The organism is Bacillus sp. FSL K6-0993, from assembly GCF_037977205.1.
GTDB lineage: Bacteria > Bacillota > Bacilli > Bacillales > Bacillaceae > Bacillus > Bacillus subtilis.
The window spans coordinates 3,583,719-3,608,317 of record NZ_CP150275.1; the positions used below are offsets into that span (position 1 = coordinate 3,583,719).

A 24,599-nucleotide genomic window follows, 5' to 3' on the forward strand; every position below is an offset into this window, starting at 1 on the left:
AACTGCCTTCTGCTATTCAAGAGGGCAGTTTTGCATACACTAGGGAAGATGCATTGTCTTTAGATGATTTAACTTCCAAATGATTGGCTCTCCATTTGCGTTAATAAGCTCAATGATATTATTAGAGACATCCTTTAATAGACCAACTTTTTCTGGCACCTCTCCCATATCAAATATGACCAATTCACCAATATTTTTTTTGATCTGCTCCTCAAAATTACGCACAAGAGGAACTTTGGAAGGCACGACAGGCAATTGTGAGTTGTCAAGAGTGTACGGTGTTTGTTCAGTTGAATAAGGGGTAAACCATTTTAAATGATGCATAGATATAAAAAGTATTTTAAATACAGGTGAGAAAAATACAATATAATCGTTTAAAACATTTGTAACATACCCATGGATCGATCGACCCCCAGTTACATAAACTTCAATAAACTGGCCTTTGACCTTGTTTAATGTATTTCTATATGAAAAAGCTTGAGTTTCTGCCTCTATCATTGGATCTTCCGGATTGATCAAAAATGGCTTCTCAGTACTGGTCACTATTTTCGCCTTGTTCATTTGATGAAGATGCAACAAGGGAATATAAAGATAATTGCAGCCATCAAAAATAACAAAAATATCCTGTCCGATATCTATAAGGGTGCCGACAAACCTTGTATCTCCTGAAATGACAACCTCAACATCTGTGTTAAGGAATTGATTCAAACCTTTCACGATTCTCCTCCTTTAACTGAAAAAGGGCATCACTTAATCTGATGCTCCTCCATTATCTATTAATATTTACGTTTCCAGTGATAGTCTATCGTTCTGACAATCGTTTCATAGCTATAATCTTCCTTTTGTTTTCCTGAACTTTTTAAGGAACTTGAATAACCTGGTGATCTTGATGATTGATAATCTGAAGATCTTGGTGATCGTTTAGATGATTTTGATGAACTCTTTGAACCTGATGAGCTGTAAGATTTTGATGATTGATAATCTGATGATCTTGGCGATCGTTTAGATGATTTTGATGAACTCTTTGAACCTGATGAGCTGTAAGATTTTGATGATTGATGATCTGAAGATTTTGATGATCGTTTAGATGATTTTGATGAACTCCTTGAACCTGATGAGCTGTATGATTTTGATGACTGATAATCTGAAGATTTTAGTGATCGTTTGGATGATTTTGATGAACTTGATGAGCTATATGGCTTTGAAGAAATTAACGAACTGCTGTACACTTCTTCTTTTTGATCTGTATCATCGCTGTCTTCCTGATTTTGATGCTCATTCTTTTCATCCTCTTTTTTGTACGACCCTTTTGGGCCTAAGCTGATGCTTTTTATGTGAAAAGGATAGATGCGAAGCACCTCTTGATTTTTCACTATAGTATAATGGCCGTCGGCATTATCTACAAGGATACCCTCAATGGCTTCCGGACCTCCACGATTAATTGAAACCCATTTATGAGTCAGACTCTTAAAAACCTCGCTTAAATAATCAGCTTCCAAGACACCTGATGGCGTCTGTCCTTCTATTTTCAAATCGGGCTCATGTTTACTTATACTCTTTATGTGATGGATATTAAAATACACTACCCCATCCTCATTTGTGTTTAACGCAGCGTAATCATCTCCCAGCCAGACCAACCTTCCTTTTTTAGATTCCGGACCCCCTTGATTAAATTGAACTGATTGGTTCATTAATTGTCCGATTAAGCTATGAAAATCGTCAGCGTCGGGCATTTCCCCAGTCTCAATTGTTGTGGTGCTATTATTGGTATCCTCAGTAATACTTTTCACATGCTCCAACTGATAATAAATTATTTTTTTTTCAGCTTGTAAAGCAATATAATCTGATTTTACAGCAGTTAATTTTCCTTTTTTAGATTCCGGACCTCCACGATATACAGTAACAATTTTATCTTTCATTGAATGCAAAAAGTTATAATAAGATATTTCATCATTTGAATGATACTTCATTCTCCTCTTGCTCATTCAAGTTCCTCCTAGTCACTTATACATAGATGATAAACATATTGCATATATACGTGTCACGTTTATTTGTTGAACTAATTCAATAGCCTAATTGTCGCTTTTTCAGCAGAATACCTATTTTCACACATTCATAAAATACTTAAATTATTTTTGAGGTATTGTGAACGGTTTTTAATATATTCACAAATCACATCCGGCTCACGGTCAAAACGCTCAACATCATTCTTTTTATATGGGTCCATCAAGATAAAAGGCCTAATCCGCTCATACATAGCCATTATTTTCGGTTCCATATATTCTATCGTAAAAAGAGATTGAAGCGTTTTTTCTAACAGCCGCTTGTAGGACTTGCGAAAATCGGATTCATCCAATATCCGGGCGGTTAGTGTATTAAATCCTTGAATTCTTACATAATCGGCAGCCATCCGCTCTCCATGGATATCCCTGCCCCAGGTCGCATCATAATCCCAAGGAATCACCTCAAATAATCCGGTTTCCCCGCTTCTGTATAATGCGTAGTTGTGGACAAACCCGTCATAGTTCGAGGTGAATACAATACCGGCAAGCCAGCGCAAATACTTATCGACATCCACGTGTTTTGTCACTTCTGACTTAAACTGAGCTTTAGGGACAGTATTAATTTTAAAAATCATATCCTGTAAATAAAAATCATCTTCCACAGTCCCTGTCTTCTTTTCATATCCAAGCTCCAGCGACGTCTTCGTTTCCTTTTCCAAATCGCTCATCAGAGAAAAGTTAGCATCATCATCCACCGCGTAAAAAATCGCGCCATCAGCCAGCTTCCTTTTCGCCAAATAATATTCATCAACGGATTCAAGTTCAAGATAAACCCCTTCATTCTTCCCATTCACCTTTACAAACACAAACTCTGCTTTTGGTGACAGTGTCCCTAGCTCCGAGAAAAAATCCAGAGACAATTTGTTTCTCATCAAGGAAGGGTCTTTGTACTCCGCATTTAAGTGAATCTCTCGCGCGCCGCGGAATGTTTTCGGCTGATAAAAGGAAATATGGTATGACTTCTTTTTGAAGTCTCTGATATGTGATCCCCGATAAGCGATATCAATATCCAGCCTTTTTTGATTTACCTTCATCACAGCTGGCACCGGATCATCGTCCCATATATCCTTTTTTAATTCACGCAAATCTTTTGGATGAACAAACAGCTGATAAAGCGGTAAATTGGATTGATTCTTCATCCATAATCCTCCTTACAAATTTTAGGCTTTTATTTTTATAAGATCTCAGCGGAACACTTATACACTTTTTAAAACCGCGCGTACTATGAGGGTAGTAAGGATCTTCATCCTTAACATCATTTTTAAAAGGAGGATTTCAAATTGGGCCACTATTCCCATTCTGACATCAAAGAAGCGGTGAAATCCGCAAAAAAAGAAGGTTTAAAGGATTATTTATACCAAGAGCCTCATGGAAAAAAACGCAGTCATAAAAAGTCGCACCGCACTCACAAAAAATCTCGCAGCCACAAAAAATCATTCTGTTCTCACAAAAGATCTCGCAGCCACAAAAAATCGTTCTGTTCTCACAAAAGATCTCGCAGCCACAAAAGATCGTTCTGTTCTCACAAAAGATCTCGCAGCCACAAAAAATCATTCTGTTCTCACAAAAGATCCCGCAGCCACAAAAAATCTCGCAGTCACAAAAGATCTCGCAGCTTTAAAAAGTCATGCCGCACTCACAAAAGATCTCGCAGCTTTAAAAAGTCATGCCGCACTCACAAAAGATCTCGCAGCTTTAAAAAGTCATGTCGCTCACACAAAAGATCTCGCAGCTTTAAAAAATCATGCCGCACTCACAAAAAATCATATCGTTCCCATAAGAAACACTACAAAAAACACGATGATTATGACAGCAAAAAAGAATACTGGAAAGACGGCAATTGCTGGGTAGTCAAAAAGAAATACAAATAATCTAAGTTTTCATTGTTTCAATAGGCTGCCGGCGGAGGTACGGAAGCCTATTTTTTTATTTGCCCTGTATTAGATATATGTCATGACATAACATATGCAACCCGCATCATTTGGTTTCCTTTAAACCATTTCGTTATAATCAAGGTATCCTAACGATAAAGGCGGTTGTTGCTATGTACATATTTCAAGCTGATCAGCTTAGTGCCAAAGACACATACAAGCTATTGTCAGGTACCGTTATTCCCCGTCCCATTGCATTTGTAACAACACTTTCTTCAGGAGGAGCGGTCAATGCCGCGCCTTTCAGTTTTTATAACGTCGTCAGCTCAGATCCTCCGCTTCTCAGTATTTCTGTTAACAGGACGGAAGGACGCCAAAAAGATACAGCGCGAAACGCAGTGGAGAACGGAGAATTTGTTGTTCATGTCAGTGATGAAGCCATCATTGAAGATATCAATGAAACAGCTGCAAGCTTAAGGCCGGATGAAAGCGAGCTTACACGCACCTCGCTTCATCCTGTTGAAAGCAAAGCTGTTTCAGTTCCCGGCATTAAGGAAGCCCGCGTTCGCTTTGAGTGCAAATTAGAGCGGCATATTACCTTTGACAATGATCATGGCGTCACTACAGCAGATCTGCTCATCGGAAGAGTTGTCTGCTTCCACCTAGATGAAAAGGTGTATGATGCAGAAAAGGGATATATTTTAACGGACGAATTAAAGCCTGCCTCACGATTGGCGGGAAATCACTATGCCAAGCTCGGAGAAGAATTCACACTGATTCGTCCCAGCTGAAGAGAAGGACTATTTAAATAGAAGAAACTAGTCAAAAAGACCTTATGATTACAAAATATCGCCTGTAAAAAACTGAAAAAATATCAAAAAAAAGAACACCCAGAGTAAGCTCGGGTTGTTCTTTTGTGAAACGTTTTTCCTTTTTCTTCGTATAAAGGTAGATTAGGAGGAATTGGAATGACAAACTTTTGGATTTTAATGCTGATCGCTATTACCATCAGTCTCGTCTCTCAATTTTTTATAAAGAAAAAATACGGTATTGATAAATCCGGCTGGCGATATAAGCATGTCAGCAATACACACAAATGGATCGTAATCACTTTACTTATTTTGTTTGTGTTTTCACTCTCCTTTTTTCCAGTTGAATATTTGCTTCTTTTATTTTTTATTGTGATTGACTCAATACGAATTTTTATGGAGTGGCATTATAGACCTGAAGATAAACAGTATATGTACCACTTTGTAGAGGTCTCCCTTATGTTTGCGCTTTTGATTTATATTTGTATCCTCTAGTTATTTAAATCCCCACAGCCGCTCCGTCTCCCCGAGGATCGGCTCCGCCTTGGAGAAAGCCTTCTTCATCAACTTTGATTGCAGCCGCGTGTCCCATCAGCGGATCATAGTCACCGACAACCTCCACGAGATGTCCGCTGTCTTTCAGTTTTTGGATTGTTTTGTCTGTGAATCTGCCCTCAACTCTGAGACCTTCGTATTCCTCTCCCCACGTTCTGCCCCATACCCAGCGCGGTTCGCTGATTGCCTGCTGTGGATGCATTCCGTAGTCCAGCATTCGGGTAATGATGGCCGTCTGGGTCTGCGGCTGGCCTTCGCCGCCTTGTGTACCGTACAGAATTTTCGGCTTTCCGCCTTTACAGACCATAGCCGGCATCAGCGTATGGAAGGTACGCTTTCTCGGTTCAAGCATGTTGACATGATTTTCATCCAGTGAGAAAAATGATCCGCGGTTTTGCAGTAATATGCCTGTATCACCGGCAGTGATTGCCGAGCCAAATTCAAAGTACAGGCTTTGGATGAATGACACTGCGTTGCCATCCGCATCGATTACGGCCGCATATGCCGTATCACTTCCCACCGGCCTGCTTTCTGCCGGTACTGCGAGATAGCCGATTTCTTCTGCCAATTGTTTTGCATAACGTTTGTCCAAAAGCCTTTCAAGCGGAATGTCTGCAAACGCCGGATCAGTCAGGACGGCATCCCGATCTAGAAAACTCTTTTTCAATGCCTCCACAAGCACATGATAATACTTAAATGAACCGTGTTCGATTTGGGTGAAATCATAGTTTTCCAAAATGTTCAGTGTTAATAAACCGGTAAATCCCTGAGAATTCGGCGGCGCCTGATACACACTGTATCCTCGATAATCACTTGATACAGGCGCTGCCCACTCACCCCGATGCGCTTTAAAATCATCGATTGTCATGTAACTGCCGTTATTCTGTAAATGTGAGACAATCCGCTGAGCGAGATCTCCTTCATAAAATGCGCTTCTTCCTTTTTTAGCAATCAAGTTCAGACTGTCTGCAAGCTCTTTTTGCACAAACCGCTCTCCCGGGACAGGTGCTTTGCCCCTTCTCGTGAAGATGTCAGCCGTGTAAGGCGTGGAGGCCAGCAATTCAATATTCTTTTCTGTGTGACGACACTGATCAGCTGATACAGGAAACCCATTTTGGGCATAATCGCGTGCGGGTTCCAATACATCTGCAAGAGACAGACGCCCGTACTCCTTCAGGACCGCATCCCAGCTATCAACCATTCCCGGCACGGTAATGGCACTGTCAATTCCCCGCAGCGGAATCGCGCTTTTTCCCTTATATACATCTCTCGTTACGTTTTTTCCTGAACGGCCGCTGCCATTGTAGACTTTTACTGCCTTTGTTTGCTGGTGAAAGGTCAGCCAAAAGGAATCCCCGCCAAGTCCGGTCATATGCGGGTACACAACCGCAAGACAAGCACTCACCGCAACAGCGGCGTCAAACGCGTTGCCTCCCTTATCCAGTATGCGGTTTCCGGCTTGAGAAGCGAGGTAATGCGGACTGACGACCATTTGCTTTGTACCGATGACAGATTTGTTCATCACAAGTCCCCTTTTTTAAGAAATTTTCTTCAGTATAGGGAGCCTGATTTTTTACATCTACTGATCCGGCAGAAAAACTGACGAACTTTCTTCCTTTCGCAAATGATAAGATGTTTTTACATTCATTTCGAAAACAAATGAAAAATTATAATTTCGAAACGTAATTTTTATGGTAAAATGATGTCTAAAAGGCTACGAAAGCAGGTGGAGCAATTGAGTCATGAATATCAAATCCCCAACCTTGTACTTGATGAGACTGATAAACAAATTCTCACGATTTTGCATGAAGAAGGCAGAATTTCTTATACGGATCTTGGCAAAAGAGTCGATTTGTCACGGGTCGCCGTCCAGGCCCGTATCAACCAATTAATTGAAGCCGGTGTTATTGAAAAATTCACCGCTGTCATCAATCCCGCTAAAATCGGCATTCATGTTTCCGTGTTTTTCAATGTCGAGGTAGAACCGCAATTTTTAGAAGAGGTCGCTCTTAAGCTTGAGGAAGAGCCTGCGGTCACCAGCCTTTATCACATGACAGGCCCAAGCAAGCTGCATATGCATGGGATCTTTGCCAACGATCAAGAAATGGAAGAATTTTTAACAAAACGGCTGTATCCATTGCGAGGCGTCGTCAGTGTTGATTGCCAGATGCTGATCAAACGATACAAAAGCCGTATGGGAATGAAGCTGTAAAGGAGAGAAACGAATGAAAAACCATCCTTATCGGGATATGACGGCCGCAATGGTTCGCACCGGCATATTAGGGTTCGGCGGCGGACCTTCCGTGATTCCACTGATCCGCCATGAAGCGGTCAATAAGTATAAATGGATTGACGATGATGAATTCGGAGAAATATTAGCAATCGCTAATGCGCTTCCCGGACCGATTGCCACCAAAATGGCTGCTTATCTGGGCTTTAAGCTAAAAGGCACATTAGGTGCAATTGTGGCGACCCTCGCCCACATTCTGCCTACATGTCTTGCGATGGTGGGCTTGTTTGCGGCTGTAAATGTGTTAAGCCATTCAGCAATTGTTGCAGGCATGATTGGTGCCGTCACGCCGGTAATTGCGGTAATGCTCGGAATCATGGCGTACGAGTTTGGCCAAAAAGCGCTTAAAGGTTTCGGCTGGGTCACCGGCATCTTGTTTTTTATCATCGCTTTTATCGGCCTGCAAACTTTACAGATTAATCCCGGCCTTGTCATTATCATTTTCTTAGCGTACGGGGCGTTTCATTTTAAACTGAAAGACAAAATCACAAATAAACATTCAAAAGATAAAGGAATGTCAGCCTCATGATATCGATCTATTTATTTATGGCGTTTTTTATCGCAAACCTACTGGGATATGGCGGCGGACCTGCGTCTATTCCGCTAATGTTTGAAGAAGTCGTAAACAGATACAGCTGGCTCTCAAACGATCAATTCTCAAATATGCTCGCACTTGCGAACGCTTTGCCGGGCCCGATCGCCACGAAAATCGCTGCGTATGTCGGCTACAGCGCAGGCGGGTGGCCCGGCTTCCTAATTGCCCTGATCGCAACCGTCGTACCGTCGGCGCTCGCATTGATCGTCCTGCTGCGCATCATCCAGCGCTTCCGCCAATCACCTGTCATCAAAGGCATGACGCTGTCCGTCCAGCCTGTCATCGCGGTCATGATGCTCATTCTTACCTGGCAAATCGGCGCAGACGGCATCAAAGCGATTGGCTGGGTCCAATCGATCGTGATTGCGGGAATTTCGCTCCTTGCCATGACAAAATTCAAAATGCATCCGGCATTTTTGATTATCGCGGCGTTTTTATATGGGGGCCTTGTGATCCCTCATTTATAGAAAAAAGCACCTGGACAGGTGCTTTTTTATTTTGGCCCAGAAATGTCGTTTGATATATGGTTCCTCTCATTCACAGATTGTCCTGTATATAGAAATCATTAAAAAAACTTGCAGATTCCGGCCTGCAAGTTTTACACGTGATTTTTCTGATAAAACGTTCGCAAAACATGTGTTTCAAGGTCAGCCAGGCGGACAGGAATCGGCAGTCTGCTTTCTTGATTAAGCAGGCTCAACGTAATTTGATAACTGCTTTCTAAATCAATGTTATTTCCGCAAGACAAGAAAATAGGCTTCACATCCCGCCGCGTTCGCAGCGCCCGTCCATATACCTCGCCGTCAATGATAATATCAGTGTATTCACCTACTTCATTTTCAGGCGTCACGAAATCGCAGCCTTTGATTTTGAGATAGGTTTTCGCTATCCCAATCGTCGGCTTATTGAGAAAAAAAGCCGCATGGGTGGCAACGCCCATATGGTTGTAATGCAGATATCCGTTGCCATCAAACAAGAAGACATCCGGCTCCGTCTCCAGCTTTTTCGCCGCCTCGATGATCAAAGGCAGCTCGCGAAACGCAAGAAAACCCGAAACGTACGGCACGCTGATTCTCCCCATGCTGTGCACTTTTTCAATGACTTCTTTTGTATCAGCATCAATCACGATAATACTGCACACCCCGTACGGTTCTCCATCCTGCTCCCAATAGGCCAGGTCGACGCCTGCGCAGGTGTTGATGGAGTCTGGATGGATCGTGGGGGATAGGTTGATTTTATGGATAAGGGATTGTTGTGTTTTTACAAATTTTTCTCTGTTTAGGTTGAAAGAATGTATTTGTTTAACATGCATCTAAAATCAATCCTACCTCCTGTTAACTAGTGTCTGTTTTTCTTTGTATTCATTTTCACTTTGAAAATTGTTTGAAAACTTACAACTCCAGGTTCTACAAACTTTATTAATAGTTTTAATTAAATGTTTAACTACATTTCATTATTCGTAACTTTGTTTAATATAAATTCTATATTTTTAACTATTTCAATATGGCTATTTGTCTGAAATTCATACATGGGTTGATCCCAATCCTCATTTTGCATCATAACTAGTTGATAAAATCCATTAGCATCCGCATCTGGATACCAACCTAAATCAAGTAAGTAATTTTTACGAGAGTATGTTAATTGCATTAAATCTTGTGAAAAAAACAACCATTTTTCATCGTCTGGTGCTAGTTTTTTCGGATCAATTTCTCTAAAACTGTTTTGATTTATGGTCCATCCTTTTGGAATCCTTAAGGGTTGTAAACTTATTTCTGGCATTTTTTTTATCTTTCTCATAAAAGCCTCCTATTACTTATCAATACCAAGTTGCTTTAAATACTTATCTAATCGACTTCCAGCAATCGGATGACCATGATATTCACCACCAGAAAACTCCGCTCTAATCCAGCTTGTTGGTGTACCTAGATCATAACCGACTGTTTTTCCTGCATCATAAATGAAATAATAGTTGTTATTTCCATTATCAATAATATGACCTTTTAGAAGTGCCTCTTTTTCTAAAGCTTTATTATTCACATCTGGTAAGTACTGAGCAGCTTTTTTACCTGTCATACTAAAACGTTTTGCTTCTTCAGGTGTTTTAGCCTTAACATGTTTATGGCCATGCGGAGTAAACGAAGCATTATTAAGCATCGTTCTAAATTCTTTACGACCATAATATCCATCGTGCGCTACTTTATCGTATTTTCAGAAATGTTAGGACTATGAGATCTTCCCTTACGACTGCCATCACTAACCATCTTCACAATCCCAAGATCCTTAACAGCCGTCTTTTCCACATCTACACGAACTGTCGGAATTCCGAAAGTGAAGCCATCCGGAGTTACTGGGCGTTCTGCGTACACGCGGACGTTTGTTGGGACTTTGAATTGTTTTACTTTTTCTAGTGTCTTGTTAGCTGTTTGAACTTTTGAATGGGTTGCAAGCGGGATGCCTTTATCAATGTGTTTCGCCAATGCATTGGCTCCAACCAAGCTCAATGCCGCTTCGAGCGCCCCTTGCTTCCGCTTCTCCTCAGACACTTTGTTTCCAAACATATCCCGTCCCGTGACGGCTTCTGAGAATCCGTTTGACGCAACAAGGCCGTATGCGCCCATTTCTGTCATTTTGAGAATGTCTAAGGATTTGCCTGTTTTGTAGGCGTCTAATGCGTGTTCAGCAGCGATAGCTGCTTTTCCGGTTTTGTAGATGGCTTTTCCGCCTTTGAAGGCCCGGCCTGCCCAACCGACGACTGGTATAAACCCGGCTGCCATGGTGCCGACTGTGACGCGTTCAAAGCCTATACTTATTTACGCTATATAAAACAGTGGACAACAAACTAATAAAAAAACCTTGAAAGGCTTCAGTGCCAATCAAGGTAGAAAATCAAACCAACTCGAAGCGTTTATTTGTTTTTAATAATGCCTTAAGTTTTTTTAACAATACTATTAATTCCTTCAAATATAATATCTCTCATAACTTCATTATTACTGTTATAATTTCTTTCATTTCTAATTTTATTAAAAACCTGCTTTATAACCCCATCAATCATTATTGTTAATCCTTCTATATCTTCTTCACTACCCTCCTTTTTAAAACTTTCATTTATTATTACCAAGCTATCATCTTTTGACATTTTATTTTCTCCTTTACTCTCTTTCTTTCTCATTAAAAACTTTGTCTATATAATTTACATCATCAAAAATCCAGTATCTATCCTCTTCAGGAATATAACTAGTAAAGTCTTCCCGAACCCCTGTCCAATTATTAGGAACATAATTTTCAAAAGGTAATAACTCAGGATACAGCGAAAGAAGCATTTTTTGATTAAAGTCTATATATAATGATGGCCTTAATTCTAGAATAGTACTTTCATAATCCTGATGTTCAACTAACTTCTTTAATTCTGAAGACGGGATAATATAGTCAGTATATTCTTTTAAATAAAGACGATAATTATCTTCATTTACAACTGAAATGTTATTTCTTAGAGAAAGAGCAAAGTCCATATCAAAACTAAACCCGTTTTTTTCATAGGCTTCTTTATATTTTATGATATCTAGTATCCAAACATCTCTTTCTGTTAGATACCATGAGAATTGAGAAGAAGTCTTTACCCCGACTATTATATTTTGGGCATACTCCGGTTTTAATAACAACGAAAACACCACTTTCTCATTCTATTTTTTTGGCTGAATGCCCATATTCCTCTAACCACTCTATCCATGGTTCCGCCGGAAGTTCATAACTAACTCCCGGTGTCGTAGGATCAACAAGCTTTGGAGCAGTTCTCCCCTGGTTACGAGGGTTTTTAGTATATCCATACTGATCAATTACTGTCTCCTTGATTAAATCATCAACCTCTTTAGGTACCTTAAATTCTACAATTTCTCCGCCTGGTCTTGCTACATCTCGATAATATTTAGCGTGTTCTAAATTGTAAGCACTTATGTTTAAATCAGCATTTTTAATAGGAATAGCAATGCTTCCATCACTATTTACTTTAATTCTATACTGACTTGTTTTATTTCCCGCTCCTCCTCCTTGAACTCTGTAATAACTTACTGATTGTTCGACAGGATCGACAGATTTTTTACTTGATTGTAACTTATCATTATTTACTTTCTTCGTATATAATTGTTTCTTCTCTGGCTTTAAGTCAAATGTATGGCCAGTCGAAGTAACAATCTGTTCTTTATTTATATGACCACTTTGCTTAATTTTAGAAAAAGAATAACTCTTATCAAGATTTCTTCCCATCGATAGCGTATTGTCAACCGACTTCGCCAATGCACCAGCACCAACCAAACTCAATGCCGCTTCCAGCGCACCCGTTTTCCGCTTCTCCTCAGACACTTTGTTTCCAAACATATCCCGTCCCGTGACGGCTTCTGTGAATCCATTTGACGTAACAAGGCCGTATGCGCCCATTTCTGTCATTTTGAGAATGTCTAAGGATTTGCCTGTTTTGTAGGCGTCTAATGCGTGTTCAGCAGCGATAGCTGCTTTTCCGGTTTTGTAGATGGCTTTTCCGCCTTTGAAAGCACGGCCTGCCCAGCCGACGACTGGTATAAATCCGGCTGCGGCCATAGCTCCTGCTGTCACACGTTCTGCGGTGGAGAGTTTTTCTCCGGTAACCGGATCAACGCCTTCGGTTGCTCTTTTATAATCATAATAGCCAGTGACTTCTCCAGTAAAGTTGCAAACTCCATCCCATGTTTTTTCGTACCACGGTTTGTTTGCTTCTTCCTCGGCTTTTTCCTGGAGCCGTCTTGCTTCTGCTTGCTGGGTTTTTGCATCGATATAGGTTGTTCCTTGATTTTCTACTTCAATGACGCTTTTGTAGACTTCATTGTTGTGGAAGGCTTTTTTGTCATAGTACATAGGAGAAGCGCTCTTCCCGTTGCTGGTGGCCTGCATGAGAACGGAATATTTGGTGAGCACTGCGTTGTCCAGAGATTCTAAATTTTGATATTCAGTTGTCAGGGATTCATCAAGCTTATCGACTGCCGTAATCGTGTCACGTCTGATTTTTTGGGCATCGCCCATCTTATCTGCATAGTCGTCAAGCGTATACCTGTCGAGGTCAATAATATCGCTGATGCCTGACAAAATAGAATCGATTTCTTCTTTATGGGCGGAGACTATCTCTGAGGCTTTCAGGTCTCCATTGGGCAGCTCATGATCTAAAAAAGAAGTTTCTACATATGAATCATTCAGTTCTTGATCTTTAATATCTCCTGAAATGCCGTTTAAAAACGCAATTTGAGCAGAGACAAGCGTCAGCCAGCTGTCTACGATTTCCGCCTGCCCCTGAAAGAAATCTTTAATATTGTCCGCGCCTTTGCCTTTAAAATTATCGCCTAAATCGGCAACTCCCTGAAACGCTTTTTTCAGCGTATTCAGCTGCTCCTCAAGCGTCTCATATTGCTTTTTTCTGCTCTTCGCTTCATTGATTAACGACTGTGATTCAAATACTTTGCTCATCGCACTGCCCTTTCTTTTCTATTTTACCGCTATCGCCTCGTCCTGCTCTTTAAGTGAATCTACATTATCCTTTGTATCCTCGATATTTTTCTGTACCGCTTTTTTATAATCTCCGAGCATGGTTTTGATGTTCTCCTCACGCTCATGATATTTTTTCGTATAATCGAGTTTGTTTTTTCCATTGGACCCCGCGGCGCCGATTGATACGTCAGCAAGCGCATCTTTGACAGACTCTAATGTTTTGATTACAGCATCGTATTTCAATTTAATTTCTGACATAAAAAAGATCACCACAATTTAATAGATTTAATTTGATTAACAGCATCCTCCAAGAATTCTTCACCCTTAGCAAGAGTATGACCAGCAAAATTCGCTAGCTTTAATTCTTTGTCATAGAAAAATTTCATAGATTCCAACTGAATAATCTCCATCTGAATCGAAGCCATATACTCGTTATATTTATCATTCACAATCTTAGATGCTTCCGATTTCGCCTCTTCTCTTCCCTTGTCGAAATCATCGGCTTTTGTTCCCGTCCAATGCTTGCCCAATTCTGGTTTTACAATTTCTTTGATTTCAGTGATTGCCTCTTCTTGCAGCGTGTCTATGTCCTTTTTTGCTTTTTTCAGCTTTTCGATCTTGTCTTCCACGTCGGAAATTTTTCCGTTGAGCGAACTTTTGATATCCGCCAGCATACTTTCATAACCCATCTGAATCACCTCTTAATACTCAAAAAGTCGTATGGAGGGGCTGATGAAGATAGACTTTTCCATACTTTATTTCCATATATTATATTTTAAAATAGCCAGAAGGCGGCTTAAATAGGGTAAATGGCTTAATTTAGGCATATAACGCTCTTGAAATGTAGGTATTTGATCTTGTTTTTGTTCGTTATACAGTTAATGCAAACGTTTTATAAAATAAAATCACCTAAAGTCATAGTTAAAAAGGCACTTGAAAGAGACAGATGCTGTTGATCTGCCTCTGTTCTTGTTTATGTTCTTCATCGGTTCGGCCACGTCTGATTTTGTCATTTGGCTTATTTCATTTCCGCTTCTGATCAGGTGTGACCCTTTGGATCAAAAGCTTGTATTAGCTGCAGTCCCAGTTGTACAGAACGTTTGAAAAATCTTTTTCCCTTAGATCTTCAGGTGTGATGAAAAAATTGGCGATGCCGACGTCTCCCCACATTGAATCGATATCATCGTCTGAATCAATTTGTAAAAGCATGATAGTGTGTTCTTTATATGCGTATTCCCGCGGATCATGCTGGGTAAAAGAAGCGTATCCGCCGATCTTATGGCCAAATCCGTTTTCAGCCAGTTCATTATAAATGTCTTCTTCATCCTCGCCGAACTGACCAAAGAACTCCATTGTTTCCATGTCCGTATACTGCTCAAATTGAAAATCTGTAGGCAGCACCCATTCCGAAGATTTCACAGGCTCGACTGCCGCTTCTGATAAAATCGGAAAATCATATTCGCCTGTGCCAATAAATGAAAAATCTGAAACAAGCTCGTCTTCGTTTTCTATGATATTTTCAAAATAGATCACTCTGAAATTCTTTTGTTCACATCGATCGTCAAAATTCAGTCCATAGACGTCATCATGAAGAGAAATGTAGAACTGCAGGATACCTGAAGAAGGGTAGCCGTCAAGCTGGGGAATTTGCGAGAAATTAATCTGCGCCAGAAGCTTCATCGGCTGTCCATTTTCGTCAGTCGGATATGTTTCATGCTTGGGAAAATAGGGATCACCCGCAATTTTGCTGTCATATCGTCCTGTTTTCCCTGTTCGGACATTCAATTTCACGTATTCTTTCGCTGATTTCTCCAGCAAGTCGCGGTACGGTCTCATTTTTTCGGGCAGATGATTCATCAGATTCTCTCCTTTTCCGGCATCTCCAATTGACTTTAGCAGATCTTGTTCTCTAGTTTTTCTTTTATTCTTTAATGTTTTTTTCCACTTTCTCAAGCTATTGTTTACGGAAGCCCTACTTCTGTATAATTTTCCAAACAATAGTTAAATAGTAGCAAATGTATTCAGCACCCCGCAATAGATGAAAAAAAGACTGGTGCGCAACCAGCCTTTCTTGTTCAACTATTGAATTGCACCTGACGGAACAACTGCCTTCCGTCCGACAGAATAATACTCCACTCCTGCAGCCAAAGCCTCATCCAATGTGTAGCAGTTTCTGCCGTCAAATATGAGCGGCGTTTCCATCAAATCCTGATAAGCCGCTAACGGAAATTGTTTAATGTCAGCCCAGTCGGTTAAAATCATGACGGCGTCAGACCCTTTGACAGCTTCCTCGATCGTCTCTTTATATTCAACAGCTTTCGGGAGAACTTGCTTTGCATGACCAACTGCAATGGGATCGTAGGCTCTGATACGGGCGTCGAGCGCAGCGAGACGGTCTGCAATAACAATTGACGGCGCTTCCCTCATATCGTCCGTATTCGGTTTAAATGACAGGCCTAAAAGGGCAATCGTTTTTCCCGTCACCCCGCCGAGCCTGTTCAGCGCTTTATCAACCAGCATCGCCTGCTGATTGTTGTTGACTTTGATAACCGATTTCAGCAGTTCAAAATCATGCTCGACATTGCCGGCAATTTGCACGAGGGCGTTTGTGTCCTTTGGAAAACAAGAGCCGCCGTAGCCTATGCCCGCTTTTAAAAACTGGCTCCCGATCCGCTTATCCTGTCCCATCCCGTATGCGACTGCTTCAATATCGGCGCCGACCTTTTCACATATATTCGAAATTTCGTTTATAAAACTGATCTTAGTGGCCAGAAAAGCATTCGAGGCATATTTGATCATCTCGGCGCTTCTGATATCCGTTTGGTAAATCGGGATTTGAAACGGACGGAAGAGCTCCTCCAGCGTATTTGCTGTTTTCTCATCGGCCGTCCCGATCACGATCCTGTCACCATGAAAGGTATCATAGATCGCCGACCCCTCACGCAAAAATTCCGGATTGGATGCGACCGAAATACTGACAGGCTCCGCTAGATGTTCAGTGATCAGTCCATTAATCAAATCGTTTGTCCCAACGGGCACTGTGCTTTTCGTTACCACGACTGTATCTCGTTTGACATGCTTTGCGATGCGTTTGGCCGCATCTGTAATTTGCTCCAGATTGGCGTGCCCGTCGCTTTTCTGCGGTGTGCCGACCGCTATAAAAATGATGTCTGCCTGTGCCAAGCCTTTCTCATAGCTCGTTTCAAAGTTCAGCCGTCCATCAGCTGTATTTTTTCTCATCAGCTCTTCAAGACCTGGTTCAAATATGGGGGAAATGCCCTTTCTCATTTCATCAATCTTGTGAGCGTCAATATCAATGCAGGTTACATGATGTCCAATCTCAGAAAGAGAAACACCTGTCACAAGACCGACATAGCCTGTTCCGATGACTGTTATATTCATTGTTTCCCTCCAACAGTTAAATTGCTGCTTTGCAGCTTCCGTAATATCGTATGAGAACATCCTATCATGAATGCGAATGATCTCCCGCATAGCCTGTCGGGTACAGCCTGTACAGATTTCTGAAATGTGATTCAACCATACAATACACTATTATATCGCTCTCAAAAAGAAAGTGGTGAAATGAGAATCGGCTGTTAAAAAAGACCAAACAATTTTCTTCTTTTGACCGGTTGCGGAGGCTGTCTGAAGATGGTCTGATTCCGCAGGAGAAGCTCTGCATTTTCCGTCAGCATATAAGGAAGTTCCGAGCCGAATTCTTTCTCTAGAACATAAAGAGCCTCTTGAGTGTGAAAATTTCTCGTTTTCACATTATGGGCATCTGAGGCTACGAAATGGATCAAATTGGCTTCAACCAGCCGGAGAGAAAATGCTTTCAGCTGCTTGCCGAAGGTCCCCGCAAGACTTCCTGAAGTAATCTGAGATGCTGCTCCTTTTTCCACAAGATGATACAGCAAGGACGGGTTTTCGCGAATTTCCCTGTTGCGTTCAGGATGGGCGATAACCGGAATATATCCTTTCAGCTGCAAATCATAAAAAAGCTGCTCCGCATATCGGGGAACGTGATCAAACGGAAACTCAATCAAGATGTATTTTGTATCATTCAGCGAAAGCAGCTGCTGTTTGGCAAGGTCTTGTTCCACCTCGCCGTAGATTCTGATTTCCTGTCCCGCAAGCACATGTAAAGGAATGTTTTCTTTGATTAAACGTTTGTTTAACTGATCTGCTGCTTCTCTGACTGCGGCTGGCTCGTTTTTATACACACCGTTGTTATGATGAGGTGTCGCAATGATCGTCCGGATTCCCTGACGAACAGCGGCTCTTGCCATTTCTATGCTGTCGGCCGAATCACCTGCCCCGTCATCCATTGCAGGAAGAATGTGACAGTGAATATCGATCATGTCCTAGCCCCCCTTTTTTCGCAAAAATAAATAACGGGCACGATGCACGTTATTTATTTTGCATGAAATTGTCCTTGTTTCCGTAATATCCGTATTCAGAGTGCTTCGAAAGCTTTTTGCCGTTCATAATCGCCCCAAGGAGCTTGCTTTTGCACGTTTCAAGCGCCTCTTTCGCTTTTGCGGCTTGTTCTTTTTCTGTTTTCCCGCTTGAAATAACCAGAACAGAACCGTCTGCCACGTTGCCTAAAATCTGTGCATCTGCTACGGCAAGAATAGGCGGCGTATCAAAAATGACCATATCATATGCCGCACACGCTTCGTATGCAAGCTCCTTCATCCACTTCGAGGAGAGAAGCTCGGCCGGGTTTGGCGGGATCGGGCCGCTCGTCAGCACGTCAAGATGTTTTTCATTCGATGCTTGTACAGCCTGCTCCATAGAGCTTTTCTTTAATAAAACAGATGTTAAGCCAACCGTATTTTCAAGAAAAAAGGCTGTATGTACTGTTGGTTTTCGCAAATCAGCATCAATCAGGAGCACTTTTTTTCCCTGTTGGGCGAATACGACAGCCAGGTTGGCGGCCGTTGTCGATTTTCCTTCCCCCGGACAAGCCGATGTAATCATGACTGATTTCATTTGCCGGTCCACTGAAGCAAATTCTATATTCGTGCGAATCGTCCGATATTGTTCAGAGTTCAAGGATTTCGGCTCTGTCATTGCAATGACATTTCTCCGCATCCACGAGTCTCTGCTTTTTCTAAGCGCCAAAATGTCCACTCCCCGTTTTTTCAGATTGGAAACCCTGTAAGGTCTTTGTTGTTTTCTGCTCATTCGCAATGGTGGAAACTGTCCCTAAAACAGGTATGTCCAGCAAGGATTCGAGCTGCTCTTCCGATTTGATCGTATTATCCAAATGCTCAAGCAGGAAGGCCAGTCCGATGCTTCCCGCCAATCCGGCTGCAAACGCGATGGCAATGTTTAGAAGCGGCTTTGGCGATACAGGGGACGGATGTTCTGAAACCTCGGCTTTTGACAGAATGCTGACATTGTCAACATTCATAATGGATGTGATTTTGTCTTGAAAAACAGATGCTATAGTATTGGCAATATGAGCCGCTGTTTCCGCGTTTTCATCCCTGACTGATATGTTGACCACTTGGGAGTCCTGTTCGCTGGATACGGTAATTTTGTCATTCAGTTCTTGGGATGTCATCGACAGGCCCATTTCTTTAATGACTTCATCTAAGATGGCAGGGCTCTTAATGATGACATTGTACGTATTGATTAACTGAAGATTGGTTTGGACATCGTTAAATTGGACTTCTTTTCGTTCATTTTTCGATTGGTTGACCAGAATCTGAGTTGAATTTTCATAGATGGGTGTAAGTGCGAAGAAACTAATGAGTCCGCCGGCAGCAGTGGCAGCTGCGGTTACAATCATAATCAAAAGTATGCGTTTTGTTAACGTTGATAATATCTCTTTTAAGCTTGTAGATTCTCCCATGATACCTCCAAATCTCTTATAACATCCTTTTCCATCTACGATTATACAACGTTGAAACCGCATTTCTCCAGCTTTTCACGTGACATAATTCGACATTTTTTTACAATACGTTATGTTAGTACTTTTTATGTAAGCGCTATATTCACCGTGTTGACAGCGCTGTCTCATTTTCTCTTATTCGTGCAGTCACGTAATCTCGCATAAAAAAATCCCGCTAAAGGCGTGCGGGATTTTTATGTTGCATATCCATTTTTAATATGAGAAATCAAATTTTCAAGCATTTCCTTCGTCGTCATCTCAGATGACTGCTCACCAATTTCATGTGCATGCATCAAAATTTTCAGAAATTCTTCTTGATTCAATTTCTTTTCACTCATCTTTTTTTTCCTTTCAGCTTCCATTAAGTTGAAAACACGATTATTATATGATGCTGGTTATCAATTTGCAATCTCTAATACATCATTCGACACATTCCATTTTTTATGTCCTTTTTTAGGAAAAACTTTTTAAGGCCGATGTGTTGCGATATAATAGAGAAATTGGATCTTTTTATTACGTGACTCGGTTAGGAGCGATAATCATGCTTCAGAATATGATTTCCAAAGACGATGTGCTGGCGTCTGCTGAACAGCTAAAAGAACTTCTTCCTTACAATGAGGAAAATGTTCAGCTGATCAAAAAAGCCCTTATTTTATATCGGCAGGATTCAGTCTATCGTTTACAAGCAGTGAGTCCGACGGAAGTTACGGCTTACGTGCAGGATGTTGTGCCTGTGCGGGTCACATTGAACTTGTTTGTCATAGTCAAAAGCGGCTGTTCATGTCCGTCCGGAAGAATCTGCCGCCATATGCTGGCTGTGTTTTTATATGTATATGCAATGTTCGAGCGAGTGGGTACTTTTACAGAGTATTGGCTGGAGAGGGAAAAGCTTGAGGAAAGCAAAGAGCTCGTCCGCCGCCAGTTTCAGGAAAAGGTGCTGCCTAATGAAGAATCGCTTTCAAGCTGGCTTGCTTTTTTTGATTCAGAGTTTTCTCTCTGGCAGGCACGTACGCCAGAAGGCAGCCAAAACATGCAGGGCCTCTATTACGGCTACCTGTCCGCATTAAAAAAACATGCGCCGAACAAGCCGGAGCTGAAAAGCCTATACCAGATTCATTCCGCGATTGCGGTTTGGCTTCGCATGTTCACATTGATTGAAGCGGGCAAGCTGAACCCCGAGCAAGATTTTTATTCCCTCAATCCGTACGTTGAACAGCTGATGGATACAATCTACAGCTCTATTGATAAATTAAAAACATACGCGCTGTCTTTTGCGCTTGATCCGTTTTTGGATAAAACACCGGATGTTATCCGAAACTTGCTGTTGAAAGAAGAAATTTTTCAATATGAACGCATCCGCATCTTCGGTGAAATTTGGAGTGCACTTCTGCCACGACCAAAATGGGTGGCGCGCGAACAGGAGATTTTGAAAAAAGAAGCCGGACGGCGTTTTTCTCCTGAATTACAATTCGGCCGCCTGCATTTGGAATTCCTGCAAAAGAATGATGACGTTATTTTTGCGGAAGCAGATCAATTCCCGCCAGAAGCGCTCCCTTATACATTCCAATGGCTGAGTGAAATGACTGCCAAGAAGGACTGGAAACGGCTTAAAACATGGTACCAGCAAATTGAGCCAATTGCGATGGGTTATACGAAGCTGGATAAGCCGTTTAAAGAGATTCGCGATGTGATCGGCGAGCTGTTCCTTCTGTTGAATGCCTATGTGAAGCAAACCAATGATCAAGCGCTGTTTGAGCGCTTTGCCGCGGGCTGTCTGCCGTATACGTTCACAGAATACAGCCATCATTTATATGAAAAAAAACGCTATGCCGAGTGGATTGAAATTCATAGCCTTGTCGGCTTTTCCATCAATGAAATGGATAAAATGATGCTCAAGGAAATTGCAGCGAGCGACCCTGAGGCGCTTATACCGGCTTACCATAGAGAAGTGGCTTTTTTCATTGATCAGAAGAACCGCAGCTCGTACAAGGAAGCCGCCCGGTATTTGAAAAAATTGCGCACCCTGTACAAAAAAGCGAAAAAGCAGAAGGTGTGGGAGCGGTATATTCAGCTGCTGAGCTCGCATTACAAGCGCCTGCGTGCGCTTCAAGAAGAACTGCAGAAAGGAAAGTTGATTGATGGCGAGTCTTAAAGAAATTCTCATCCACGTCGAACAAATGGAAGAAGGGTCATTTACGCTCTCAGCCTTTGATGAAAATGAGCAGCCTCTTCCCTACAGCCATATGAAAAAGCATTTGTTCCAATGGCATGAATCCTCATTTTACGGAACCTTTCTAGAGGATGTCAGCTTCATCGGGACGACTGCTGTCCTGCTATCTCCATGGATGACTGTAGAGCTTCTCGGCAAAAACTCGTTCAACTCATTCAGCTCCGTGCAGCTTACAGAAGAAACGGAGCCGCTGATCGAGGCGGCATCGACCATCTATGAATTTATCGCGGACGGCGATTTTCTGCCTGACTATGACGCATGGACAAACGGTGTTTTTCGCTGGAAGGACCGCGATAATATACTGGAAGGCTTTACTGCGGAATGGTTTTCCGCTGCCGTACAGGATTACATCCAATACGACGATGACCTGCGGGAGAAATGGGAACATATCAAGGAGAAATCGCCTGCGGTTACGTCATTCCGCGGCCATTTTCTTGATGAAGAGGATTTTCTGGAAGGCATTGGCTGGATTGACGACCAATCTCCATTTACTGTCGGCTTGCGCTTAAATGAACCAGACTTTGACGGAGACGAATGGAAGATCGAGATGTTTTTACGCGATAAAAAGAGCGGCGCTGTAGAATTCTTTGACGGACTGAAAAGCCTCAAAAAATCGTGGCAGGCGTACAGCGATAAAATCGCGCGTGAGCAGGACCGCTTTCACAGAACGGTTCCGTGGCTGTCGTTTGATTCTGGGACAACGCTGATCTCGGAGGAAGAAGCCTGGATCTTCCTGTCAGAAGCAAGTGAGACGCTTGTCGATATGGGGGTAGAAATCCTCCTGCCGTCCTGGTGGCAGATTGTCAGAGACAGCAACATGATGCTGAAAGCAAAGGTGTCTTCCTCCCCGCGCGGCGAGTCATTTGTCGGCATGAATGCACTGCTTGATTTCAACTGGCGGTTTGCGACAAATGGAATTGAACTGACTGAGGCTGAATTTAATGAGCTTGTCGCCAGCAACAGGCGCCTTGTTAATATCCGCGGGCAATGGGTTAAAATCGATCCGCAGTTTATCAAACAGATGAAACGCCTGATGGAAAAAGCAGAATCAGAGGGACTCCACATGTCTGATATTCTGGCGCGCGAGCTAATGGATCAGCAAGAGGGCGGACTTGAGGATTCGGATCTGATTGATACATCCGCTTTCGCCGGCATTCAGTTTGATCTGTCTAAACAGCTCAGGTCACTGATTCGAAAGCTCACTGCCGCGGAAAACCTGCCGGAACACGAAGTCAGTCCTTCTTTCAAAGGAACGCTCCGCCCTTATCAGAAATACGGCATGAACTGGCTGTTGTTTCTGCGGGAAAGCGGTTTTGGCGCCTGTCTGGCTGACGATATGGGGCTTGGGAAAACGATTCAAATGATCGCCTATTTCCTTCACGTGAAGGAAAGCGGCCGGCAAAAAACGCCTCATTTGATTATTGCGCCGACATCCGTACTTGGCAACTGGCAGCGGGAGCTTCAAACCTTTGCCCCTGATCTGTCTGTCGCGCTCCATTATGGGCCGCGCCGGCTAAAGGGTGATGATTTCGCCGCGCATTATGAAAACGCAGACGTGGTGCTCACTTCATATGGACTGTCACATGCCGATACTGAAGAGCTTTCTTCTGTGACATGGAACACGATCTGCCTTGATGAAGCGCAAAATATTAAAAACGCGCATACGAAGCAATCACGCGCAATCAGGAAGCTGAAGGGGCTTCACCATATCGCGCTGAGCGGCACGCCGATGGAAAACCGACTGACTGAGCTGTGGTCCATTTTTGACTTTATGAATAAAGGCTACCTCGGCAGTTTGACCGGCTTCCATAAACGCTATGTGCTGCCGATCGAAAAAGACCGGGACGAAAAGAGAATCGGACAGCTTCAGCAATTAATCCGGCCATTCCTTCTCCGCCGGACGAAACGGGATGAAGAGGTCGCGCTTAATCTTCCTGAGAAGCTGGAAGAAAAAGAATTTATCCCGCTGTCAGCCGAGCAGGCATCCCTTTATGAGCAGCTCGTTAAAGACACTTTTGACCATATGACATCCCTGACCGGCATGCAGCGAAAAGCGCTGATCCTCAGCATGCTTGGACGGCTCAAGCAAATATGCGATCATCCCGCGCTTTATTTAAAGGAAGAGCAAACCGAGCTGCTTGCCGGCAGATCAGTCAAGCTCGAAAAATTGCTGGAACTGATGACAGCGATCCGCGCCCAAAACGAAAGCTGCCTAATTTTCACGCAATACATTCAGATGGGGAACATGATGAAGCGGCTGCTTGAAAAAACGTTCGGGGAACCTGTGCAATTTTTAAATGGGAGTCTCTCCAAGCAAGAGCGGGATACACTTGTTGAGAAATTTCAGAGGAAAGAATATCCGACACTGATTCTTTCACTCAAAGCTGGAGGCACCGGACTTAATTTGACCGCCGCCAATCACGTCATCCATTATGACAGATGGTGGAACCCGGCGGTTGAAAATCAAGCGACTGACCGTGCATACCGCATAGGCCAGGAGCGCTTTGTCCACGTTCATAAAATGATTACGACGGGAACAATCGAAGAAAAAATTGATGTCATGCTTGAATCCAAGCAAACCCTGAACGATCAAATTATCCAAAGTGAAAACTGGATTACCGAGCTTTCCACACAGGAGCTCGAAGAACTGTTTACATTAAGCGCTACAGCGCAATAATCATGACTAAAAAAGCTGGCTCTAAAAGAGCTAGCTTTTTTCCGTACATAGCCGTCACGCCGAATTTCCAAAAAATCCGTTACGCCGGTTATCAACAGG

27 protein-coding genes and 1 pseudogene are annotated in these 24,599 nt (G+C 42.5%); 8 read left to right on the forward strand and 20 right to left on the reverse strand.

Going from position 1 to position 24,599, the window contains the following annotated elements; translation table 11 throughout:
* Positions 1–39 precede the first annotated feature (39 nt).
* The 3 genes from MHH79_RS18535 to cotH form a co-directional block, all read right to left on the reverse strand.
* Positions 40–717 carry a DUF2642 domain-containing protein gene (locus MHH79_RS18535; protein ID WP_100505908.1) on the reverse strand — a complete coding sequence of 226 codons (678 nt, stop codon included), beginning with the start codon at positions 715–717 and terminating at the stop codon, positions 40–42.
* A gap of 59 nt (positions 718–776) precedes the next feature.
* The gene (locus tag MHH79_RS18540) at positions 777–1,985 is read right to left on the reverse strand and encodes a hypothetical protein (protein WP_063334778.1); all 1,209 of its coding nucleotides are present in this window, start codon (positions 1,983–1,985) and stop codon (positions 777–779) included.
* Between the two features lie 128 nt (positions 1,986–2,113).
* Positions 2,114–3,202, reverse strand: a complete 1,089-nt coding sequence (gene cotH / locus MHH79_RS18545; protein WP_047183303.1) for a spore coat protein CotH — start codon at positions 3,200–3,202, stop codon at positions 2,114–2,116.
* A 141-nt stretch (positions 3,203–3,343) separates the two neighbouring features.
* Here cotH and MHH79_RS18550 point away from each other — a divergent pair, with 141 nt between their 5' ends.
* The 3 genes from MHH79_RS18550 to MHH79_RS18560 all read left to right on the forward strand — a co-directional run bounded on the left by MHH79_RS18550 (position 3,344) and on the right by MHH79_RS18560 (position 5,238).
* Positions 3,344–3,934, forward strand: coding sequence for a spore gernimation protein GerQ (locus MHH79_RS18550; RefSeq protein WP_251217752.1), 591 nt, complete (start codon positions 3,344–3,346; stop codon positions 3,932–3,934).
* 173 nt (positions 3,935–4,107) lie between these two features.
* Complete coding sequence (locus MHH79_RS18555) at positions 4,108–4,725, forward strand: flavin reductase family protein (RefSeq protein WP_015384839.1); 618 nt, start codon at positions 4,108–4,110, stop codon at positions 4,723–4,725.
* Between the two features lie 177 nt (positions 4,726–4,902).
* Complete coding sequence (locus MHH79_RS18560; RefSeq protein ID WP_322839807.1) at positions 4,903–5,238, forward strand: DUF4181 domain-containing protein; 336 nt, start codon at positions 4,903–4,905, stop codon at positions 5,236–5,238.
* Between the two features lie 4 nt (positions 5,239–5,242).
* On the opposite strand, the gene ggt is transcribed toward MHH79_RS18560, so the two are convergent.
* Entirely contained in the window at positions 5,243–6,820 is a 1,578-nt protein-coding gene (ggt, locus tag MHH79_RS18565; protein WP_322839806.1) for a gamma-glutamyltransferase, read from the reverse strand.
* A gap of 213 nt (positions 6,821–7,033) precedes the next feature.
* Between ggt and chrS the strand changes: the two genes are divergently transcribed.
* The 3 genes from chrS to chrA are packed head-to-tail and all read left to right on the forward strand — an operon-like array spanning position 7,034 to position 8,650.
* Positions 7,034–7,510 carry a chromate efflux transcriptional regulator ChrS gene (gene chrS, locus MHH79_RS18570; protein WP_014478181.1) on the forward strand — a complete coding sequence of 159 codons (477 nt, stop codon included), beginning with the start codon at positions 7,034–7,036 and terminating at the stop codon, positions 7,508–7,510.
* A 13-nt stretch (positions 7,511–7,523) separates the two neighbouring features.
* On the forward strand, positions 7,524–8,117 hold the full coding sequence (gene chrB / locus MHH79_RS18575; RefSeq protein WP_047183308.1) for a chromate efflux transporter subunit ChrB: 594 nt from the start codon (positions 7,524–7,526) through the stop codon (positions 8,115–8,117).
* Positions 8,114–8,650, forward strand: a complete 537-nt coding sequence (gene chrA / locus MHH79_RS18580) for a chromate resistance efflux protein ChrA (protein WP_021480764.1) — start codon at positions 8,114–8,116, stop codon at positions 8,648–8,650. Before chrB ends, chrA begins: the two co-directional genes overlap by 4 nt.
* 131 nt (positions 8,651–8,781) lie before the next feature.
* Here chrA and MHH79_RS18585 read toward each other — a convergent pair whose 3' ends face one another.
* The 16 genes and pseudogenes from MHH79_RS18585 to MHH79_RS18660 form a co-directional block, all read right to left on the reverse strand.
* Positions 8,782–9,495 (reverse strand): endonuclease V, encoded by a 714-nt coding sequence (locus MHH79_RS18585; RefSeq protein WP_309530038.1) that lies wholly within the window; start codon positions 9,493–9,495, stop codon positions 8,782–8,784.
* 131 nt (positions 9,496–9,626) lie between these two features.
* Positions 9,627–9,980, reverse strand: a complete 354-nt coding sequence (locus tag MHH79_RS18590; RefSeq protein ID WP_015483790.1) for a hypothetical protein — start codon at positions 9,978–9,980, stop codon at positions 9,627–9,629.
* 12 nt (positions 9,981–9,992) lie between these two features.
* Complete coding sequence (locus MHH79_RS18595) at positions 9,993–10,337, reverse strand: hypothetical protein (protein WP_031601064.1); 345 nt, start codon at positions 10,335–10,337, stop codon at positions 9,993–9,995.
* A 332-nt stretch (positions 10,338–10,669) separates the two neighbouring features.
* Positions 10,670–10,978 (reverse strand): annotated as a pseudogene (locus tag MHH79_RS18600) (transposase); the annotation flags it as partial.
* A 131-nt stretch (positions 10,979–11,109) separates the two neighbouring features.
* The gene (locus MHH79_RS18605; protein ID WP_309530037.1) at positions 11,110–11,319 is read right to left on the reverse strand and encodes a hypothetical protein; all 210 of its coding nucleotides are present in this window, start codon (positions 11,317–11,319) and stop codon (positions 11,110–11,112) included.
* Positions 11,320–11,332: 13 nt separating this feature from the next.
* Positions 11,333–11,851, reverse strand: a complete 519-nt coding sequence (locus MHH79_RS18610; protein ID WP_046340273.1) for a hypothetical protein — start codon at positions 11,849–11,851, stop codon at positions 11,333–11,335.
* Positions 11,852–11,858: 7 nt separating this feature from the next.
* Positions 11,859–13,670, reverse strand: a complete 1,812-nt coding sequence (locus MHH79_RS18615) for a T7SS effector LXG polymorphic toxin (RefSeq protein ID WP_340034804.1) — start codon at positions 13,668–13,670, stop codon at positions 11,859–11,861.
* A gap of 18 nt (positions 13,671–13,688) precedes the next feature.
* Complete coding sequence (locus MHH79_RS18620; RefSeq protein WP_024572843.1) at positions 13,689–13,949, reverse strand: YwqI/YxiC family protein; 261 nt, start codon at positions 13,947–13,949, stop codon at positions 13,689–13,691.
* Between the two features lie 8 nt (positions 13,950–13,957).
* A complete protein-coding gene (locus tag MHH79_RS18625; protein WP_024572844.1) occupies positions 13,958–14,380 on the reverse strand; it encodes a DUF5082 family protein in 423 nt (140 codons plus the stop codon).
* Positions 14,381–14,596: 216 nt separating this feature from the next.
* Complete coding sequence (locus tag MHH79_RS18630; protein WP_157799621.1) at positions 14,597–14,704, reverse strand: hypothetical protein; 108 nt, start codon at positions 14,702–14,704, stop codon at positions 14,597–14,599.
* A 58-nt stretch (positions 14,705–14,762) separates the two neighbouring features.
* Positions 14,763–15,548: a YwqG family protein gene (locus MHH79_RS18635; protein ID WP_340034806.1), complete on the reverse strand. Its 786-nt coding sequence runs from the start codon at positions 15,546–15,548 to the stop codon at positions 14,763–14,765.
* Positions 15,549–15,770: 222 nt separating this feature from the next.
* The gene (gene uglF / locus MHH79_RS18640; protein ID WP_124072657.1) at positions 15,771–17,093 is read right to left on the reverse strand and encodes a UDP-glucose 6-dehydrogenase UglF; all 1,323 of its coding nucleotides are present in this window, start codon (positions 17,091–17,093) and stop codon (positions 15,771–15,773) included.
* A 194-nt stretch (positions 17,094–17,287) separates the two neighbouring features.
* Entirely contained in the window at positions 17,288–18,052 is a 765-nt protein-coding gene (locus MHH79_RS18645; protein ID WP_251217757.1) for a tyrosine-protein phosphatase, read from the reverse strand.
* A gap of 49 nt (positions 18,053–18,101) precedes the next feature.
* On the reverse strand, positions 18,102–18,818 hold the full coding sequence (gene ptkA / locus MHH79_RS18650; protein ID WP_042975530.1) for a tyrosine-protein kinase PtkA: 717 nt from the start codon (positions 18,816–18,818) through the stop codon (positions 18,102–18,104).
* Entirely contained in the window at positions 18,808–19,554 is a 747-nt protein-coding gene (tkmA, locus tag MHH79_RS18655) for a protein-tyrosine kinase activator TkmA (protein ID WP_015384852.1), read from the reverse strand. Before tkmA ends, ptkA begins: the two co-directional genes overlap by 11 nt.
* 233 nt (positions 19,555–19,787) lie before the next feature.
* Complete coding sequence (locus tag MHH79_RS18660) at positions 19,788–19,931, reverse strand: hypothetical protein (RefSeq protein ID WP_003242876.1); 144 nt, start codon at positions 19,929–19,931, stop codon at positions 19,788–19,790.
* Between the two features lie 203 nt (positions 19,932–20,134).
* On the opposite strand from MHH79_RS18660, the gene MHH79_RS18665 reads away from it, so the two are divergent.
* Positions 20,135–21,745 (forward strand): SWIM zinc finger family protein, encoded by a 1,611-nt coding sequence (locus MHH79_RS18665; RefSeq protein WP_123373678.1) that lies wholly within the window; start codon positions 20,135–20,137, stop codon positions 21,743–21,745.
* Positions 21,732–24,500: a DEAD/DEAH box helicase gene (locus MHH79_RS18670; RefSeq protein ID WP_340034807.1), complete on the forward strand. Its 2,769-nt coding sequence runs from the start codon at positions 21,732–21,734 to the stop codon at positions 24,498–24,500. The genes MHH79_RS18665 and MHH79_RS18670 overlap by 14 nt, the downstream gene beginning before the upstream one ends.
* The last annotated feature ends 99 nt before the right edge of the window (positions 24,501–24,599 follow it).